This is a genomic window from Brevibacterium sp. UBA7493 (assembly GCF_002479565.1).
In the GTDB taxonomy this organism is placed as follows: domain Bacteria; phylum Actinomycetota; class Actinomycetes; order Actinomycetales; family Brevibacteriaceae; genus Brevibacterium; species Brevibacterium luteolum.
In genome coordinates this window covers 113566-132474 of record NZ_DLOD01000014.1, presented here as the reverse complement: position 1 = coordinate 132474, position 18909 = coordinate 113566, and the positions used below count along the sequence as shown (strand labels likewise).

Genomic DNA, 18909 nt, shown 5'->3' with positions numbered 1-18909 from the left:
CTCAGCGCCTGTGGATGCACGTCTGGCATCCACAAGCGCCGGTCTCCAATGCTCAGCGCAGGCTGTCGTAGACCTCGCGATGCTCGCGTAGCACGCCGGTGATCGGTGCCAGATACGAGCTGGCCGCAGCCGAATGGACCGCCTGCGTCAGTCGTTCGGCAACGTCATCGGCGGCTTCCTTCGCGCCCTTGCGCCGAGCTGAGGCCGCAGCGAGGCTCGTGATGACCGAACCGGTGATGCCGATGAGCAGCAGCGCGCCGGGGATGATCCACAGCAGCGTCGACCCGGAGGTGACGTCGACACCGGTCAGCAGCAGGACGAGCTGGATGACCAGCCACAGGGCGCCGATGACAGTGGCGAGGAAGAACAGGTTCTGCAGCACACCGGCCAACGTCCACCAGCCGGGCTTACGCCGTTCGATGCGCACGGCCGTGACCGCCTCATCGAGGGTGTGGGTCAGTTCGGCAGTCGACTGCTTCTCCGCCTTGGCGACATCGGCCTGCCAGGCCATCGGCAGTGTGGACACGGCGTCGACGACGAGTTCGTGAGCGGCGAGGTTGACGCGTGCGCTCTGGGTGCGCGACGTCTCCGGCACGGCAGCGCGGATGAGATCCTCGCGGTCACCACCGTGGCGGGCGCCGAGCGGGTCGGCCTGACCGCGCTGAGCCATCGCCAGCGGCGGATATCCGGTCTTCTTGTAGGCCCGGCGCAGGTAGTCGTCTTCGACAGTCTGGGCAACCGCGTGCACGCCGGCGGCATCGACCATCGCGTCGATGAGCCGGTCCGCGCCCTGCAGCTGCTCAGGATGGTCGACCGGGGTGCCGAGCTCACCGCGGATCCGGCCGGCCATCTCCTTGAGGTCAGTCAGCAGCCGCTCGGAGGCAGCAGCCTGGGCGAGCACGGTCTCGGTCAGGATCTGGCGCAGCTCCGGCACGCCTTCGCGGGTCACAGCTGAGGCCAGGGCGACGCGGGCGTTGTCGAACCCGTCGTGGGCGAGCAGCTGCTGCAGGTGCTCACTGCAGGCAACCCGCTCGTCTGCTGAGAGCGTGTCGACCTGGTTGAGTACGACGACCATCGACGAGGCGTGGGCTGCCAGTTCTGACAGATAGTGCGAGTGCAGGGAGAAGTCGGCGTACTTCTGCGGGTCGACGACCCAGAAGACGACATCGACGAGGTTGACGAGCCGGTCGGATTCGACGCGGTGCTCAGCTGAGGTCGAGTCATGGTCGGGCAGGTCGAGAAGCACGAGACCGTGCAGGCTCTCCTCGTCGTCTCCGTCGAGGGCGCTTTCGCGCCAGGTGCGGTTGGTCACCGGCACCTTGAGCCAGGACATGATCTCCTCGCCACCGGCGCCCCAGACGCAGGCGGTCGGCTTCGAGGTCGTCGGCCGGCGCACGCCCACCTCGGCGATCTCCAGACCGGCCACCGCGTTGAACAGGGAGGACTTCCCGGATCCGGTGGAGCCGGCAAAGGCGACGACGGTCGATTCCTCGCCGAGCTTCAGGCGCGCTTCGGCCTTGTCCAGCAGTTCGGTGGCTGCCGCGCGGGTCTCGTCGGAGATCTTGCGCGGTCCCAGGGTGAGAGCGCGGTTGATGCCCTCTGTCAGCGTCGCGATCTCGCTGCGCGTGGCATCGCTCACAGTGCTTCCTCCAATCGGTCGCCGGCGCCGCGCAGATTGCCTGCCTGGCGGGGCGGGACTTCGCTGTCATTCAGGGCCGCGTCGAACGGCGCCCGGTAGCGCTCGAGCAGTTCGGATGCGCTGTCGATGAGCCGGGTGCGCGCCATCTGCGCCAGGTCGCGGGTGGCCTGGTCGCCGAAGATCGTGTCGAGCAGCTTGCCGGCCACCAGCGCCGTGCCGCCGGCGACACCGGCCTCGGCTCCGGTCAGTCCGCCGGTGCCGGCGAACACGGCGAGCATGAGCACTGCGCCGACGCCGTTGACGCCGAAGGACAGGATGCGGGCCTTGGCGCGCTTGCTCTGCCCGACTTCGCGGACGAGTTCGTTGACGTCATCGGACCAGTGGGCGACCATCCGCCCGACATCGGCGTCGAACTCGGCTGGCACCCGCGTCATCTGCGGGTTCGCCTTCACAAGGGCATCGCCTTCGGGATTGGCCTGCCAGGCGTGGGCGGTGTTCGACACGGCGGTGACGACCTGCTCGCGGATGAGAAGCGCCACAGAGTCTTCGATCGCCTGGTTGAGCGGTTCGGCGGCGTCGCGCTTGCCGGTCACCGCAGAGGTGATGCGGTCGCGGATCCGGGCGACGGTGGGTTCGAGTCCGCGGAAGAACTGTCCGGTGCCCACGAAATCCTGCCAGCGGGCGAGCACCTCTCCGCGCAGCACCCGGCCGTCGACGAGTGATTCGGCGAGTTCCTCGCGGGCACTGCCGAACTCACGGGTGACGGTCTCCTGCAGGCGCTGGTGGGCCGATTCCTGCTCTTCAACGTAGTCGGCCAGGGTGCGCGCGCGGGCCGGCACGGCCGCCAGCGCTCCGGTCAGCGTCTGGGCGATGACCCGGTCACGGGCCCGGGAGTTGCGACCGAGGTTCATGATCCACGACTGCACGGGGAACACTGCGGCCTCAGGGATCCGGCTATCGACGAGCACGAGCTCGGGCACGGTGAAGATCGGCGCTGAGCCCAGCCCCGCCTCGGCGAGCAGCCCAGAGAGGTGATGGCGGACTTCCCGGTTGGCCTTCGGCGGCACGCGGTCGAGCACGATCGAGACGGCGGTGCCGCGTTCGGCGGACTGCTTGAGCAGCTCCCACGGCACAGCGTCGGCGTAGCGGGAGGCGGTGGTGACGAACAGCCACAGGTCGGCGGCCGCGAGAAGCTGGCGGGCCAATGTGCGGTTCTCCTCGCGGACGGAGTCGATGTCCGGTGAGTCGAGCAGGGCCAGGCCCGGCGGCACGCTGGTGCTGGAGACGAGCCGCAGCTGCGGACGCTCCAGGTCAGTCGATTCGCCGATGACTCGCTCCAGGCTCGGCAGGATCCGGTCGGAGGCGAAGTGCTCCTGGTCATCAGGATGGTGGATGAGGACCGGCCAGCGGGTCGTCGGGCGCAGCACGCCGGTGGCGGAGATGTCAGCTTCGACGATCGAGTTCACCAGCGTGGACTTGCCAGCACCTGTCGAGCCGCCGACGACGACGAGCAGTGGGGCATCAGTTTGGCTGACCCGCGGCAGCAGGTAGTCGGTCAGCTGGTCATCGAGGCTGCGCTGCAGGCTGCGGCCGGTCTCGGCGCCGGGTGTGTGCAGCGGAAAGCGCGCATCGCGCACCCGTTTGATGAGGTCGCTGAAAGCGGGCGCGACGCCTGAGGACAGGCTGGTGTCGTTCGGTCCTTGAGTCACGTTCCTACTCTCTCGGTTTTCCCAGGCTGACACCACTCACCACGCCGCAGCTGCCGCAGTTGGCCGCCAGCCCCCGGCGGGCACGGTGGGCGCGCAAGCGCTAAGATGTCCAGTGCCTCCATGGTCCAAAGGATCACGACGTCCGGTTTCTACCCGGAAGATGCGGGTTCGATTCCTGCTGGGGGCGCAGAGTCCGCAGGGGCCCGGCACCAGTGGTGAGCACTGGTGCCGGGCCCCTGCTGTGTCCGCTCCCGAGGCGGTGGCGCCTCACTCGGAGTCGAGGGCCTTTTCGAGGCGCTCGAGCTTGCCGGTCAGCTCACCGGTGTGCCCGGGCCGGATGTCGGCCTTGAGCACGAGTGAGACGCGCGGGCCGTAGGCGGCCACGGCGTCGGTGGCGCGCTTGACGACGTCGAACACCTCATCCCACTCGCCTTCGATGGTGGTGAACATCGAGTCGGTGCGGTTGGGCAGGCCCGAGTCGCGCACGACCTTCACCGCAGCGGCGACGGCCTCGTGCATCGAACCGGTCTCGGCGTCTCCTGTCGGGGCGACGGAGAATGCGACAAGCATGTGGTCCTCCTTCAGATTTCAGCTGATCAGTTCTTCGGCACGGAGAGCACGAGGGCATCGCCCTGTCCCCCGCCACCGCACAGGGCTGCGACACCGGTGCCGCCGCCGCGGCGCTTGAGCTCCAGAGCCAGCGTCAGCGCCACGCGTGCACCGGAAGCGCCGATCGGGTGGCCGAGGGCGACGGCGCCGCCGTTGACGTTGACCTTGTCCTCGCTGATGCCCAGATCCTTGGCGCTGGCCAGGCCGACAGCGGCGAAGGCCTCGTTGATCTCGTAGAGGTCGAAGCCGTCAGCCGGGATGCCCTCGCGTTCGGCAGCGACCTTGATCGCCTGGCTGGGCTGGTACTGCAGGGTCGAGTCGGGGCCCGCGGTCCAGGCGTGGGCGCGGATCTCGGCGAGGATCTCCAGGCCTTCGCGCTCGGCGCGCTCCTTGGACATGACGACGACAGCGCAGGCGCCGTCGGAGATCTGCGAGGCGTTGCCGGCGGTGATGGTGCCTTCCTTGCTGAAGGCCGGGCGCAGCTTGGCCATTGACTCAGCCGTCGAGTCCGGGCGCACGCCCTCATCGCGGTCGACCGTGGTCTCGCCCTTGCGCGTCTTGATCGTCACCGGGGTGACCTCGTCGTCGAAGCGACCAGCGTCCCAGGCAGCGGCTGCACGCTGGTGGGACTGGGCGGCGAAGGCGTCCTGCTGTTCGCGGCTGAACTCGCGCTCGCCCTTGTTCGCGGCCTCGGTCAGACCGCCCATGGCCTGGTCGGTGAAGGCGTCCCACAGTCCGTCGTAGTCCATGTGGTCGCGGACCTTGACGGTGCCGTACTTGTAGCCGGCACGGGACTTCTCCAGCATGTGCGGGGCGTTGGTCATCGACTCCTGGCCGCCGGCGACGACGACTTCGTACTCACCGGCGCGCACGAGCATGGCGGCCTGGGTGATGGCGTTGAGGCCGGAGAGGCACAGCTTGTTGATGGTGATGGCCGGCACCGACATCGGGATGCCGGCCTTGGCGGCGGCCTGGCGTGCCGGTCCCTGACCGCAGCCGGCCTGCAGGACCTGACCCATGATGACGTACTCGACGGCCTCGGGCTTGACGCCGGCGCGGTCGAGCGCCCCGGAGATCGCCTCGGCGCCGAGATCCATTGCGCTCAGCGATCCGAGGGCTCCGCTCATGCGTCCCAACGGGGTGCGCGAACCGGCAACGATCACAGCTTCGGTCATGATTCCTCCTTCGACGGATGCGGCCGTCCTGGCAGTCCTGTGCACGGCTCCGCAGTCCACACGTAGTGATACAGATCCCAGCCTAGTCGAGGGCCCAACTGCCGAGAATTCCGGGTTGCCGGCTGTGAATTCCCTCAGTGGTGTGACCTGCACCGCTCAGATGGCGGCATCGGGCGGATGTTGGCGCGCGCGACGAGTAGAGTGGGATGGTGAGCCCCCGAAATTCCCACGCAATGAATGAAACGGAGTCGAAGACTGTGACGCCTCCCGAAGAGTTCCGGACCGCGATGCGCGGTTACGAGAAGAACGAAGTCGATGCGCGCATCGGCCAGCTGCGGACCGAGATCGAATCCCTGCGCAAGGCCCTGTCCGATGCGCGGTCTCAGGTCATCAGCGCTGACCGGGCGAAGCTGCAGATCGCCGGAGAGCTTTCCGAGGCGAAGCAGCAGCTCAAGGATGCCGCCAGCGACAAAGCAGAGGCGGCTGGCCCTCCCGGCTCCCGGATCGACCACCTGCTCAAGATCGCCGAGTCGCAGGCCCGCGAAACCCTCGCCCAGGCCACCGCCGATGCCGAGACGATCCGCAACAAGGCGCGTGCCGATGCCGCCAGCCAGCGCGCCCGCATGCACACCGAGAGCAACGACACCCTCAACAACGCCCGCTCCGAGGCCGAGGCGATCAGCTCGGCTGCCGAGCTGCGCGCCGAGGAGACGATCCAGGCTGCTGAGACCCGCGCCGAGGAGATCCAGACCGCGGCCGAGCGCGAAGCCGAGCAACTGGCCTCGACCGCCTCGACCGAAGCCGAGGAGTCGCGTGAGTCGCTCAAGCGCGAGATCGCTCAGTTGCGGGCCGACGCAGAGAAGGATGCCGCTGACATCCGGGCGAAGGCCAAGAAGGAAGCCGACGAGATCCTCGCTGCCGCCAAGGCTAAGGATGAGGAGATCCGCAAGGCTGCCGATGAGCTCGACGTGGAGCTGGCCGATAAGCGCCAGAAGGCCGAAACGGCTGAGAAGGAGCGCTTCGACACCGCTGCTGCCGAGCACAAGAAGCTGACCGAGGAAGCCCAGGCCCGGGCGAAGAAGGCCGACGACGATGCGAAGGCCGCTGCCGAGCGTGCCGAGCGCACCCGCAAGGAAGCGGTCGAGAAGGCCGACAAGATCATCGCTGATGGTCGCAAGCGCGCCCAGGATCTCATCTCCGAGGCGCGTTCGACTGCCGAGGCGACGATCGAGGAGTCGGCTGCTGAGGCCAAGCGCAACGTCTCCTCCGCTCAGGCGCAGGTCGATCTGCTGACCAAGCAGCGCCGGACGATCACCGCCCAGCTCGAGCAGCTGCGGTCGATGTTCGCAGCACCCGGCCTGTTCGACGATGTCGATTTCACCGAGGACAAGTCCGACCAGGAGGCCGCTGCCGCGCTGCCGACGGAGAAGATCGCCTCCGATGATGAGCTCGCCGAGCTCACTGCCGCTGAGGACGCCAAGGGCGATGCGTCGACCGCGTCTGCGAAGGATCAGAAGGCCTCTGATGGTGACAGCGCCTCCGCCGATGGCGATGGCGAGGACATCGAAGACGCCGAGGTCGTCGGCGAGGACGAGACGCAGGAGATGAAGACCCGTCCTGACGGTTCGTCCGGCGGATCACAGACCGGCGCCAAGAAGCCCGGTGCCAAGCCCGCTCAGGGCGGCGCGAAGGCGAATGCAGGCCAGCAGTCGAACGCCTCGAAGTCAGGCGGCCAGTCAGGTTCGACGGCTACCGGCAGCGGCAACCGCGGTTCGCTCAACCGCAAGTCGCAGAACTCGAACCGTCTGCGCTGAGCACACACCGACAACTGAAGGCGGGGGCTTCCGAATGGGAGTCCCCGCCTTTGTCTTGCGCTCAGGTGCCGAGTCGTTCACCGCGGCGGGCGGCTGCGGAAGCAGGCCTTGTGCCAGTGGCGGCGGGCACCGACTCCGGTGTTGAAGCCGAACTCCTCTTCGGAGCGCCAGGCGACGATGTGATCAATGCGGGCCGGCAGGTCCTGCCGGCAGCCGGGGCACGTGTAGACCTTGCCGGAGCTGCTGCCGCGCACCTGCTGGACGACCCAGGTACCGTCAGGTCCCTCGGTGGCCCGGGGCACGGAATTCAGGCTCGCACCCAGCTCGCGGTGCGGCCGGGCCCACTTGTTTGCGCGGCGCGAAGACGACGAACGTGGCATGGCGTCATTGTCTCACGTACAGTAATGCCGTGCGTTTAGTGATCGCGAAGTGCAGTGTCGACTATGCCGGCCGGCTGACGGCCCACCTGCCGATGGCAGACCGGGTGCTCATGCTCAAGGCCGATGGCAGCGTCCTCGTCCATTCCGACGGCGGCTCCTACAAGCCTCTCAACTGGATGAGCCCGCCGTGCACGACGACGATCAGTGAGCCCAGCGACGAGCAGGCCGAGCACGGCATCACCGAGATCTGGACCGTCACCCACCAGAAGACCGGCGATCACCTCATCATCAGCATCGCAGAGATCCGCGATGAGATCTCAGCCGACCTCGGTGTCGATCCCGGGCTGGTCAAGGACGGCGTCGAGTCGCACCTGCAGGAGCTGCTTGCCGAGCACATCGAGACCCTCGGCTCCGGCTACTCGACCGTCCGCCGGGAGTACATGACCGCCATCGGTCCGGTCGACATCCTCGCCAAGGACGATGACGGTGCCTCCGTGGCTGTCGAGATCAAGCGCCGCGGGGAGATCGACGGTGTCGAGCAGCTCACCCGCTATCTGGAGCTCATGAATCGCGATCCGCTCCTCGCCCCGGTCACCGGCGTGTTCGCCGCCCAGGAGATCAAACCGCAGGCGCGCACGCTGGCCGAAGACCGCGGAATCCGCTGCGTGGTCCTTGATTACGATGCGCTGCGCGGGATGGATGACCCCGACTCACGGCTGTTCTGAGTCAGGCGCAGCACCGCTCCCCTGCAGCGCTGCTCTCCCCTGCCGGGGTGACGCTGACGGCGGACGCTCAGGCCAGGGAGTCGATGTCGAAGGGCTCGGGCTTGTCCACCCGCTGCACATCTGCACCCAGTGACTGGAGCTGCTCGACGAATCCCTCATAGCCGCGGTCGATGTGATCGACCCCGGAGACCTCGGTGCGGCCCTCGGCTGCCAGACCGGCGATGACGAGCGCGGCACCGGCGCGGATGTCAGAGGCCTCCACCTCGGCGCCGGAGAGCGAATCGACACCGGTGACGAGTGCATGGTTGCCGTCGATGGTGATCTCAGCGCCGAGACGTGCGAGCTCGTGGACGAAGCGCCAGCGGGCCTCGAAGAGGTTCTCGGTCAGCAGCCCGACTCCGTCGGCGATCGCGTTGAGGGCCACGGCGAAGGGCTGCAGGTCGGTCGGGAAGCCGGGGAACGGCAGGGTGGCAACGCGAATGCTGTGCGGACGCTGCGGCCCGATGACCCGAAAGCCCATGTCCTGGGCACCGTGCTCGTTGGCTGCTGCGATTCCGGCGACGAGTCCCTCTGTGTCCGCGCTGCCGGACAGGACCGACACCTCGGCGCCGGCGGCGCGCAGGTGCTCGAAGACGTGCGGCAGCAGCTGCGGGTCGATGCCGCGCACGGTGATGTCCCCACCGGTGATCGCTGCGGCAAACGCCCAGGAGCCGGCGACGATACGGTCGCCGACGACGCGGTGCTTCACCGGGTGCAGGCGATCAACGCCTTCGATTGTCAGCGTTTTGGTGCCGATGCCGGAGATCTGCGCACCCATCGCCTGGAGCATGAGGCAGATGTCGATGATCTCCGGTTCTTTGGCGGCGTTGTCGATGATCGTGGTGCCATCGGCCAGCGTGGCGGCCATGAGGAGGTTCTCGGTCGCACCCACCGACGGGAAGGGCAGGTGGATCTCGGCGCCGGTCAGCCCGTCTGGGGCCTCGGCGATGAAGTAGCCGTGGTCGAGGTGTGCGCTCGCGCCCATCGCCTCGAGCCCGGCCTGATGCATGTCGAGTCCGCGCGAGCCGATGGCGTCACCACCGGGCATCGCGACGTGGGCGGCGCGCATCCGCCCGGTCAGCGGGCCGAGCACGCAGATCGAGGCGCGCATGGCGCGCACGAGTTCGTAGTCGGCCTGGATGCCCGGCTCCTCCGGCACATCGATGTCGATGACCCCGGCCTCGGGGTCGTAGTCGATCTCGCAGCCGAGGCGGCGCAGCAGTTCGGTCATGATCGACACATCGAGGATGCGCGGCACGTTCGAGATCACCGAGCGGCCCGGGGCCAGGAGCGTGGCGGCCATGAGCTTGAGGATGCTGTTCTTCGCCCCGCGCACGGTCACGTCACCGGTGAGCCGGTGCGGTCCGTTGACGGACAGGATCTCCATGGGCGTGGTCCTCCTCGGGCGAATGATGCGCTGGCAGAAAAGTGTCCTGCGGAGCGCAGCCCCACAGGACATATCAGTCTAGGACGTCAAGGCCGCCTAGGTGAAACGGCCGACGGTGCGGTTGTAGCCCGGTGGCGCTGATTCGAGCCAGGAGGCCAAAGCGGCCAGCGCCTCGTAGTCGAGGGCCAGCCGGGTCTGATGGGATGAGCCGTCTGCGGTGCCGTAGGCAGCCGTGACGATGACAGCGCCGGGCATGACGGCATAGCGCTCAGCGGAATCCGGCTCTTCGCGCCGGACGATCTCCATGTCCTGCCGCGGCAGATTCATCGCCGGTGACCGGGTGAGGCTGAAGATCGGGTACCAGTCGAGCGAGCTGATCGTGAAGACCGCCACACCCAAACGCCAGCGTGGGCGAGGAGTATCCTCGCCCACGCTGATAGAACAGTCGAACGCGCCCTGAAGCTTCGTGATCGCCCGTCGTCGCACCAGGAACAGCACGACAAGGACCACGGCCAGCCCTACCAACGAGAGCAGAATGATCAGCAGGGTCGATGGGTTCACGTTGACCAGTGTATGCGATGTTTCAGACGAGCTCGGCCTGGTCGGCGACGATGTTCACCCTGTCGTTCTCGACGGACAGGAAGCCGCCGTCGGCCTGCGCCCGGACGGTCTGGTCGTCAGCCGTCACAATGCGCACCTCCCCGCCGGCCACGATCGCCAGAACGGGCTCGTGGCCGGTCAGGATGCCGATCTCACCTTCGGTCGTACGAGCGACGACGCGCTTGGCCTCACCGGACCAGATGCTCCGGTCGGCGGCCACGACGGTGACATTCAGGCTCATGAGGGATCAGTTCTCCTTCTGGAGCTTGTCGTAGTTGCGCAGCACATCGTCGATCGGGCCGACGTTGAAGAAGGCCTGCTCCGGGATGTGGTCGAAGTCGCCGTTGCAGATGCCGCGGAAGCCTTCGACAGTGTCCTGGATCGACACGGTCGAACCCTCGACACCGGTGAACTGGACAGCGGTGTAGGTATTCTGCGACAGGAACTGCTCGATGCGGCGTGCGCGGTGCACGGTGAGCTTGTCCTCTTCGGAGAGCTCGTCGACACCGAGGATCGCGATGATGTCCTGCAGCTCCTTGTTCTTCTGCAGGATCTGCTTGACCTGGGTGGCGACGTCGTAGTGATCCTGGCCCACGTACAGCGGGTCGAGGATGCGAGAGGACGAAGCCAGCGGGTCCACAGCCGGGTACAGACCGCGCGAGGCGATGTCACGGCTGAGCTCGGTGGTCGCGTCGAGGTGGGCGAAGGTCGTTGCCGGAGCCGGGTCGGTGTAGTCGTCGGCCGGAACGTAGATCGCCTGCATCGAGGTGATGGAGTGACCGCGGGTCGAGGTGATGCGCTCCTGCAGGACGCCCATCTCGTCGGCCAGGGTCGGCTGGTAGCCGACGGCCGAGGGCATGCGGCCGAGCAGGGTCGAGACCTCGGAGCCTGCCTGGGTGAAGCGGAAGATGTTGTCGATGAACAGCAGCACGTCCTGCTGCTGGACGTCGCGGAAGTACTCCGCCATCGTCAGGCCGGTCAGGGCGATGCGCAGACGGGTGCCTGGCGGCTCATCCATCTGGCCGAAGACCAGAGCGGTCTTGTCGAGCACGCCCGACTCGTCCATTTCCATGATGAGGTCGTTGCCCTCACGGGTGCGCTCACCGACACCGGCGAACACGGAGACACCGCCGTGGTCCTGGGCGACACGGGTGATCATCTCCTGGATGAGGACGGTCTTGCCGACGCCGGCACCGCCGAACAGGCCGATCTTGCCGCCCTGGACGTACGGGGTCAGCAGGTCGATGACCTTGATGCCGGTCTCGAACATCTGGGTCTTGGACTCCAGCTGGTCGAAGTTCGGCGCCTCGCGGTGGATGGGCCACCGCTCGGTGATCTCGTAGGGCTCATCGATCATCGAGTCGTTGAGGACATCGCCGGTGACGTTGAAGACCTTGCCCTTGGTGACGTCGCCGACTGGCACCGAGATCGGTGCACCGGTGTCGATGACCTCCTGGCCGCGAACGAGGCCGTCGGTCGGCTGCAGCGAGATGGCACGGACGATGCCGTTGCCGAGCTGGAGCTCAACTTCGAGGGTGATCTTGCGGGTGCCCTCCGAGAGGGACACCTCGGTGGTCAGAGCGTTGTAAATCGCTGGCACGGAGTCGAGCGGGAACTCGACGTCCACGACAGGGCCGATGACGCGGGAGATCCGGCCAGCGGTTCCCTGCGTCTGCGGGGTTTCCGTAACTGTGGCAGTCATGGTCTACTTTCTCTTCTGCTCTCTTCTGTGGCCGATCAGTCGTCGGCGCCGGATGCCGCGAGGGAATCCGCACCGCCGACGATCTCAGAGATTTCCTGGGTGATCTCGGCCTGGCGAGCCGTGTTGGCCAGCCGGGTGTAGGTCTTGATGAGTTCGTCCGCGTTGTCGGTCGCGGTCTTCATGGCCTGCTGACGTGCCGCCTGCTCGGAGGCAGCGGCGTTGAGCAGTGCCGCGAGGATGCGCGAGTCGATGTAGCGCGGCAGCAGTGCGTCGAGCACCTCTGCCGGGCCGGGCTCGAACTCGTACAGCGGGAAGACCTCGTCATGGGCTTTGGCCTTGTCCCGGTCGGGCAGGCCGCCGGACTGCGAAACCTGCTCGGTCTCGACAGCATCGTCGGCTTCGACGACCTCCAGCGGGATCAGGCGCCGGTACTCCGGCTCCTGGGTCACGCTGGACTTGAAGCGGGTGTAGACGAGGAAGATCTCGTCGACGCCGTCTTCTTCGAAGGCGGTGCCGAAGTCCTCGAGCAGGACCTCGCCGATCTCGCGGGCGTGTTCGGCCTGCGGGGACTCGGAGAATCCGGTCCAGGACTTCTTCAGGTCGCGGTCGCGGAACGTGTAGTACGTCTCGGCCTTGCGGCCCACCGAGTAGAGGTGGACGTCCTTGCCGTTCTCGGTCAGCAGCCGGATGAGCTCTTCGGCCTCGCGGATGACGTTGGCCGAGTACGCACCGGCGAACCCGCGGTCCGGGCCGATCACCACGACGGCTGCGCGCCGGATCTCATCCGGCTCAGTCGTCAGGGTGTGATCGACGTTGGACTGGGTGGCGACTGCCGAGACCGCACGCGTGAGTGCGTTCGCGTACGGGCTGGCAGCCCTCACCCGGCCGATGGCCTTCTGAATCCGGGATGCCGCGATGAGCTCCATGGCCTTGAAGATCTTCCTCAAGGACTTGGTGGAGTTGATCTTCGCTTTGAAGACCCTCTGCTGGGCTCCCATCAGTACTTCCTTTCGCTAGCGATCGTCATGGGCAAAGCGCGCTCAGCGCTTCTGCTTGACGATCTGCTCCTGCTGGACCTCGTCGTCATCAGCGGAGTCGAACTCTTCGGAGCCGACATGCACGCCGCTGTCTTCGGAGGTCTGGAAGCCGTCAGAGAAGTCCTTGATGGCAGTGGTGAGCTCATCCTTAGTGTCGTCTTCGAGCTTCTGCGTCTCGCGGATCGCATCGAGGACACCGGTCTTGCGCTCGAGGTAGTCGTGGAACTCCTTCTCGAAGCGCAGCACATCGTCAACCGGGACATCGTCGAGGTAGCCCTCGGAGCCGGCCCACACGGACACAGTCTGCTTCTCGAACGGCATCGGATCGAACTGGCCCTGCTTGAGCAGCTCCATCAGACGGGCACCACGGGCAAGCTGGCGCTTGGTGGCGGCGTCGAGGTCCGAGGCGAACATCGCGAAGGCCTCGAGCGAGCGGTATTGGGCCAGCGAGATCTTCAGGGTGCCGGAGACACCCTTGAGTGCCTTCGTCTGGGCGGCGCCACCCACACGGGAGACGGACACGCCGACGTCGACGGCCGGACGCTGGTTCGAGTTGAACAGGTCCGACTGCAGGAAGATCTGGCCGTCGGTGATCGAGATGACGTTGGTTGGGATGAACGCGCCGACGTCGTTGGCCTTCGTCTCGATGATCGGCAGACCGGTCATCGAACCGCCGCCGAGCTCATCGGAGAGCTTCGCGCAGCGCTCCAGCAGGCGGGAATGGAGGTAGAAGACGTCACCCGGGTATGCCTCACGGCCCGGCGGACGGCGCAGCAGCAGCGAGATCGCACGGTAGGCCTCAGCCTGCTTCGACAGGTCGTCGAAGACGATGAGGACGTGCTTGCCCTCGTACATCCAGTGCTGACCGATGGCCGAACCGGAGTACGGAGCGAGGTACTTGAAGCCAGCCGGGTCCGAGGCGGGCGAAGCGACGATGGTCGTGTACTCCATCGCGCCGGCCTCTTCGAGCGAACGACGCACCGAGGCGATCGTCGAGCCCTTCTGACCACAGGCGACGTAGATGCAGCGGACCTGCTTCTTCGGGTCGCCGGACTCCCAGTTGGCCTTCTGGTTGATGATGGTGTCGAGCGCAAGAGCGGTCTTACCGGTCTTACGGTCACCGATGATGAGCTGGCGCTGACCGCGACCGATCGGGATCATCGCGTCGATGGCCTTCAGACCGGTCTGCAGCGGCTCGCGGACCTCCTGGCGAGCCATGACGCCGGCAGCCTGGAGCTCGAGCTCCCGGCGGGTGTCGGACTCGATGTCGCCGAGGCCGTCGATCGGCTGGCCGAGCGGGTCGACGACACGGCCGAGGAAGCCGTCGCCGACCGGGATCGAGAGGACCTCGCCGGTCCGGTACACAGGCTGCTCTTCGGCGATGCTGGCGAACTCACCGAGGATGACGACGCCGATCTCGCGCTCGTCGAGGTTCTGTGCGAGGCCGAGGGTGCCGTCTTCGAAGCGCAGCAGCTCGTTGGCCATGGTGCCGGGGAGTCCGGACACGCTGGCGATGCCGTCGCCTGCGGTGACGACCTTTCCGACCTCAGTCTTGTCTCCGCCTTCGGGGTTGTACGACTCAACGAACTTCCCCAAGGCGTCCCGGATCTCATCCGGACGAATTGTCAGTTCCGCCATCTGGTTTCCCTGCTTCCTTAAATCTCTCTCGCAGCGACCCGGTTTCTCTGCAGACCGCTGTCTGAACGTGTGTATGTAGCCCTTGGCGCGGGCGGTTGATCAGCTTGCCAGGCGACGGCGAAGGTCGGACAGACGGTTCGAGATCGTCGAATTCATCACTTCGTCGCCGACCTGCACACGCACACCACCGACGACGTCGGGGTCCACATGCACGTTGAGGACCAGCTCGCGGCCGTAGTGGGCCGACAGCGCTGCAGCCAGGCGCTCCTGCTGCTCATCGCTCATCGGCTTGGCGACCGTCACCTCGGCGACGGAGCGCGCCTGACGGCGGGCCAGCACTTCCGAGTAGCGGTCGAGCGTCTCGGAGACGCGGGCGCCGCGCGGGTGTGCAGCAGCCTGTGCTGCCAGCTTGACGGTCTCAGTCGCGGCCTTGCCGTCGAGCAGGTTGGCTGCGAGTGCGCGCTTCGTCTCGGCCGGTGCTGCGGACTCGAAGGCCCAACCCAGCTCGTGATCGGACTCGATGAGGCGGGTGAAGCGGAACAGCTCCTCCTCGACCTCGCCGAGGCGTCCCTCAGCCTGTGCCTGTGCCGCGATCGCAGTGACGCCGGCATCCTCCAGTGCGGTCACGCTGTCCTGAGGGCGAGCCCAGTGCAGTGTGGCGGCGCGCTTGGCGATGTCGAGTGCGGCTGCGTCGACCCGGCCGGAGAACAGCGTGTCAAGCACACCGCGTTTCCGCTCCTCGGCAATGGCGCCGTCTGCCATGAGGCGGCGCAGCTGAGCGCTGTCGGCCATTGCGGAGACGATCGACAGCAGCCCGTCACCGAGTCCGGTTGCGGCCGCGCCGGCGGCACCCTGGAGCCGGGAGTCGACTGCGTCCAGCACATCGTTGAGCGAGTTCCTGCTCGACTGCAGCATCACGACTCCTTAACCGACTGGGCCGGGGTGCTTGCTTCGAGATCTGCGATGAAGCGGTCGACCACCTGGGCCGAACGGGCGTCGTCGGTGAGGCTCTCACCGACGATGCGTGAGGCGAGGTCGGTGGCCAGGCCGCCGACGTCTCCGCGCAGTTCGACCATGGCCGCCTGCTTCTCGGCTTCGATCTGTGCTTTTGCCTGGGAGATGATGCGCTCGGCCTCTGCATTGGCCTGCTGCTTCATCTCGGCGATGATCTGAGCGCCGTCTTCCTGTGCCTCCGAGCGCATGCGCGCTGCCTCGGCACGGCCGTCGGCGAGCTGCTTCTGGTATTCAGCGAGTGCGGCATCGGCTTCAGCCTGAACGCGTTCGGCCTTTTCGATGCCTCCCTGAATCTTCTCAGCTCGTTCGTCGAGGACCCGGTTGAACGTCGGCAGAACAAACTTCCAGAACACCACGAGGATGATGAGGAAGATCACCGCACTCCAGACGATGTCATAGGTAGCGGGGAAGAGGGGGTTCGGTGTCCCCTCGGCCGCAAGAATCATCGGAGTCATTGAGTCAGTCCTCGATATCAAAGGAAGAAGGGCGTGGCGATGCCGATGAGAGCCAGAGCCTCGATCAGGGCGATGCCGAGGAACATGTTGCCGCGCAGAGCGTTGGCGAGCTCAGGCTGACGTGCGGTTCCCTCGATGGTCTTGCCGATGACGATGCCAAGGCCGATGCCCGGGCCGATCGCGGCGAGGCCGTAGCCGACAGTGGCGATGGAGCCGTTGACTTCAGCGAGAATATCCACTTTGGATGTTTCCTTTCGGTTGTGTACCGGGCGGTACGCGTAACGGATTTTCGTTACAAGTCTTGCAATCAGGTCAGTAAAGATCAGTGCTTGGAAGCGGCCTGGTCGATGTAGACCGCTGCCAGCAGCGCGAAGATGTAGGCCTGCAGGACGGAGACCAGCAGCTTGAGGGCGGTCATGAAGAATCCGCCGAAGAGGGTGAGGAATCCGAAGAACTTGAATCCCAGGGCTGCGTCGAAGAAGAAGAACCAGGTCGCCGAGAAGCACAGCACGAGCAGCAGGTGGCCGACGAGCATGTTGGCCAGCAGACGCAGGGTGAGCGTGAACGGCTGGATGACGAACTTGGTGAGGAATTCGATCGGGACGAGCAGAACGTGCATGACCGGCGGGACGTTCGGCAGCACGAGCGCATTCTTGAGGTAGCCTCCGACACCGAGTGAGCGGATGCCCTCGATGTGGTACGTGAAGTACACGACGACGGCCAGCAGCAGCGGCACGCCCACCACCGAGGTGCCGGCCAGGTTGAGGAACGGGATGAGGCCGGTGAGGTTCATTGCAAGGACCATGAAGAAGATGGTGGCGATGAGCGGCAGGAACCTGCGGCCGCGCTCCTTGCCCATGGTCTGCTCGGCGATGCTGCTGCGCACGAAGTCAAGGGAGAGTTCGGCCATCGACTGGCCGCGGGAGGGAACGAGCTTGGCGCGCTTGGCGGCGACGATCATGAGGATGCACAGCGCTGCAGCGGCGATGACCCGCACGAGCATCACGCGGTTGAACTCGAATGGCGTGCCTTCGAAGAAGATCGCCGGCGGGAAGAACTCCTGCATCGTGGGCGGGTGGAACCCGCCGTCCCCTGCTGCCAGAATCACAGAATTCGCCGCGGTGAAGATAGACACGTTTCGGTTACTCTCCCAATTTCGGGCCCGGGCGGGTAAGAACCAGGCCGACCAGTCGCTCCGGCACACGAGTGTGGAGCGGCATTGTCACATCATGGAGACCGGTGAACTGGCACCTGGTCCTTGAGTACTCTACCAATCGCAGTAATAAACTCACAAATTGCTGGGCGATCCCTGCACCTGCTCCGATCCGCATGATCTCGGGCTTTCCACCGCGGCAACATGCCTGGTCACAGCCCTGGAATTGCGCGGTTTCACGCTGCGATCGGTGAGTCCGGAGGCATTTCAGCGCGCTTCGGGATCAACAGTCGGCACACGCGCACGTGTGACGGTGATCGCATCGATGAGCGAGGTGCCGAGCACAGCTGCGACGATGGTGAAGAACGCCGTCGTCCCGTCGAGCCAGGCGGCGTCCTTGATCCGCCAGATGACGATCATGAAGATGAAGGCCTTGAACAGGAAGCCCACGCCGAGCGCACCGGCGATGACGGTGAGGTTCCAGCTGCGGCCGATGTACATGATGACCAGCGAGATGAGCAGGAAGATCGCGGCCAGTCCCCCGCCGACGAGCGCTCCGTTGAGGCCCTGCTGGCCGGCGAAGAGCATGCCGAGCAGCCCGCCGAGGATGGTGACGGTGACAACGAGGATCGCACCGCGGATGAGCAGCGCACGCCAGATGCTCTTCCACTGCCGGTCGACCTCGGTCTCGCGGCGCTCGTGCGGGGCGGGCTTCGGGTCGGTCATCGGATGGCCTCCTTCGCGCGCAGGCGCGCATACAGCGGGTAGAACGTCAGGAACAGCGTGATCGCCACGCTGCCGAGGATGATGGGCACGTTGACGGCTGGGGTGGCGATGAGGAACGACACCGAGCCGAAAGCGAAGATCGCCGTCCACAGATACAGGATGAGCACGGCGCGGGCATGCGAATGCCCGAGCCGGAGCATACGGTGGTGCAGATGCTTGGCATCAGCGGAGAACGGCGACTTGCCAGCAGACATCCGCCGCAGGACTGCCAGCCCGAGGTCGAGCAGCGGCAGGAACATCACGGCCACCGGCAGGATGATCGGCAGATAGGTGGCGAGGACGCGCTGATCCGACAGCAGCGCTGGGTCGACCTGGCCGGTCACCCGGATCGTCGAAGCGGCCAGCAGCAGCCCGATGAGCATCGAGCCTGAGTCGCCCATGAAGATCCTGGCCGGATTGAAGTTGTGGGGCAGGAATCCCAGGCAGGCCCCGACGAGCAGCGAGATGATGAGCGAGGCGAGGTTGGCGTAGCTGTCGGAGCTCGTGTCGACAGCAAGGCTGTAGGAGTAGACGAAGAATGCGATGCCGCCGATCGTCACGATCCCGGCGGCCAGCCCGTCGAGACCATCGACGAAGTTGACGGCGTTGATGGTGATGAGCACGACGAGCACGGTGAGGATGATCGACATCCGCGGGGAGCCGATGATGACGGAGTTGAAGGGGATCGACAGCAGCGTCACACCGTTGAAGGCCATGAATCCGGCCGCCAGGGTCTGCCCGGCGAGCTTGGTGATCCAGTTGAGGTCCCAGATGTCGTCGACGACGCCGAGGGCGCACAGGATCGTCGCCGCCCCGACGATGCCGATGATCGCCCCGGGCTGGACGAACAGCTCCTCGAGGAACGGGGTCTGGGAGGCGAACAGCAGTCCGACGAGCAGGCCGGCGTAGATCGCCACCCCGCCTAAGCGCGGGGTGGGCACGGAGTGGACGTCGCGGGCGCGCAGCGGGGCGAAGATGAGTCCGCGTTCGGCGATGCGCCGCACCATCGGAGTGACGAGGTACGAGACGATCGCTGCGACGAGGAGGATGAAGAGGTAGGCGCGCACG

Annotated in this window: 19 protein-coding genes and 1 tRNA gene; 3 read left to right on the top strand and 17 right to left on the bottom strand. The window is 66.2% G+C overall.

All coding sequences use genetic code 11. The features are described from left to right. Positions 1–52: 52 nt before the first annotated feature. Both B4E96_RS08640 and B4E96_RS08635 read right to left on the bottom strand, forming a co-directional pair. Entirely contained in the window at positions 53–1639 is a 1587-nt protein-coding gene (locus B4E96_RS08640) for a YfjP family GTPase (RefSeq protein ID WP_286957189.1), read from the bottom strand. Continuing rightward, positions 1636–3348: a dynamin family protein gene (locus B4E96_RS08635; RefSeq protein ID WP_286957188.1), complete on the bottom strand. Its 1713-nt coding sequence runs from the start codon at positions 3346–3348 to the stop codon at positions 1636–1638. The genes B4E96_RS08640 and B4E96_RS08635 overlap by 4 nt, the downstream gene beginning before the upstream one ends. Before the next feature lie 114 nt (positions 3349–3462). Between B4E96_RS08635 and B4E96_RS08630 the strand changes: the two genes are divergently transcribed. Further along, a tRNA-Arg gene (locus tag B4E96_RS08630) sits at positions 3463–3535 on the top strand. Positions 3536–3615: 80 nt separating this feature from the next. Here the strand turns inward: B4E96_RS08630 and B4E96_RS08625 are convergent. Both B4E96_RS08625 and B4E96_RS08620 read right to left on the bottom strand, forming a co-directional pair. Further along, entirely contained in the window at positions 3616–3918 is a 303-nt protein-coding gene (locus tag B4E96_RS08625) for a thiamine-binding protein (RefSeq protein ID WP_165883121.1), read from the bottom strand. A gap of 26 nt (positions 3919–3944) precedes the next feature. Further along, positions 3945–5132, bottom strand: a complete 1188-nt coding sequence (locus B4E96_RS08620; protein WP_286957186.1) for an acetyl-CoA C-acetyltransferase — start codon at positions 5130–5132, stop codon at positions 3945–3947. Between the two features lie 257 nt (positions 5133–5389). Here B4E96_RS08620 and B4E96_RS08615 point away from each other — a divergent pair, with 257 nt between their 5' ends. Then, positions 5390–6946 (top strand): cell division protein, encoded by a 1557-nt coding sequence (locus B4E96_RS08615; RefSeq protein ID WP_170273955.1) that lies wholly within the window; start codon positions 5390–5392, stop codon positions 6944–6946. A gap of 77 nt (positions 6947–7023) precedes the next feature. Here B4E96_RS08615 and B4E96_RS08610 read toward each other — a convergent pair whose 3' ends face one another. Then, entirely contained in the window at positions 7024–7248 is a 225-nt protein-coding gene (locus B4E96_RS08610) for a hypothetical protein (RefSeq protein ID WP_165883123.1), read from the bottom strand. 107 nt (positions 7249–7355) lie between these two features. Between B4E96_RS08610 and nucS the strand changes: the two genes are divergently transcribed. Then, positions 7356–8051 carry an endonuclease NucS gene (gene nucS / locus B4E96_RS08605; RefSeq protein ID WP_102159717.1) on the top strand — a complete coding sequence of 232 codons (696 nt, stop codon included), beginning with the start codon at positions 7356–7358 and terminating at the stop codon, positions 8049–8051. Positions 8052–8118: 67 nt separating this feature from the next. Here nucS and murA read toward each other — a convergent pair whose 3' ends face one another. The 12 genes from murA to B4E96_RS08545 form a co-directional block, all read right to left on the bottom strand. After that, entirely contained in the window at positions 8119–9477 is a 1359-nt protein-coding gene (gene murA, locus B4E96_RS08600; protein WP_259800407.1) for a UDP-N-acetylglucosamine 1-carboxyvinyltransferase, read from the bottom strand. Between the two features lie 96 nt (positions 9478–9573). After that, on the bottom strand, positions 9574–9987 hold the full coding sequence (locus B4E96_RS08595) for a DUF2550 domain-containing protein (protein WP_259845782.1): 414 nt from the start codon (positions 9985–9987) through the stop codon (positions 9574–9576). A gap of 73 nt (positions 9988–10060) precedes the next feature. Next, positions 10061–10318: a F0F1 ATP synthase subunit epsilon gene (locus B4E96_RS08590; protein ID WP_165883127.1), complete on the bottom strand. Its 258-nt coding sequence runs from the start codon at positions 10316–10318 to the stop codon at positions 10061–10063. 6 nt (positions 10319–10324) lie between these two features. Beyond that, on the bottom strand, positions 10325–11779 hold the full coding sequence (gene atpD / locus B4E96_RS08585) for a F0F1 ATP synthase subunit beta (RefSeq protein ID WP_102159709.1): 1455 nt from the start codon (positions 11777–11779) through the stop codon (positions 10325–10327). 35 nt (positions 11780–11814) lie between these two features. Further along, complete coding sequence (locus B4E96_RS08580; RefSeq protein WP_286957181.1) at positions 11815–12777, bottom strand: F0F1 ATP synthase subunit gamma; 963 nt, start codon at positions 12775–12777, stop codon at positions 11815–11817. A 42-nt stretch (positions 12778–12819) separates the two neighbouring features. Continuing rightward, complete coding sequence (gene atpA / locus B4E96_RS08575; protein ID WP_286957180.1) at positions 12820–14454, bottom strand: F0F1 ATP synthase subunit alpha; 1635 nt, start codon at positions 14452–14454, stop codon at positions 12820–12822. Between the two features lie 99 nt (positions 14455–14553). Beyond that, entirely contained in the window at positions 14554–15369 is an 816-nt protein-coding gene (locus B4E96_RS08570) for a F0F1 ATP synthase subunit delta (RefSeq protein WP_286957178.1), read from the bottom strand. Then, positions 15369–15923, bottom strand: a complete 555-nt coding sequence (locus tag B4E96_RS08565) for a F0F1 ATP synthase subunit B (protein WP_286957177.1) — start codon at positions 15921–15923, stop codon at positions 15369–15371. The genes B4E96_RS08570 and B4E96_RS08565 overlap by 1 nt, the downstream gene beginning before the upstream one ends. Positions 15924–15940: 17 nt before the next feature. Then, positions 15941–16162: a F0F1 ATP synthase subunit C gene (gene atpE / locus B4E96_RS08560; RefSeq protein WP_102159700.1), complete on the bottom strand. Its 222-nt coding sequence runs from the start codon at positions 16160–16162 to the stop codon at positions 15941–15943. A gap of 83 nt (positions 16163–16245) precedes the next feature. Further along, positions 16246–17031, bottom strand: a complete 786-nt coding sequence (atpB, locus tag B4E96_RS08555; RefSeq protein WP_349680649.1) for a F0F1 ATP synthase subunit A — start codon at positions 17029–17031, stop codon at positions 16246–16248. Positions 17032–17343: 312 nt separating this feature from the next. After that, positions 17344–17802, bottom strand: a complete 459-nt coding sequence (locus B4E96_RS08550) for a hypothetical protein (protein ID WP_286957176.1) — start codon at positions 17800–17802, stop codon at positions 17344–17346. Continuing rightward, positions 17799–18908: an MraY family glycosyltransferase gene (locus B4E96_RS08545; protein WP_165883134.1), complete on the bottom strand. Its 1110-nt coding sequence runs from the start codon at positions 18906–18908 to the stop codon at positions 17799–17801. The genes B4E96_RS08550 and B4E96_RS08545 overlap by 4 nt, the downstream gene beginning before the upstream one ends. Position 18909 lies beyond the last annotated feature (1 nt).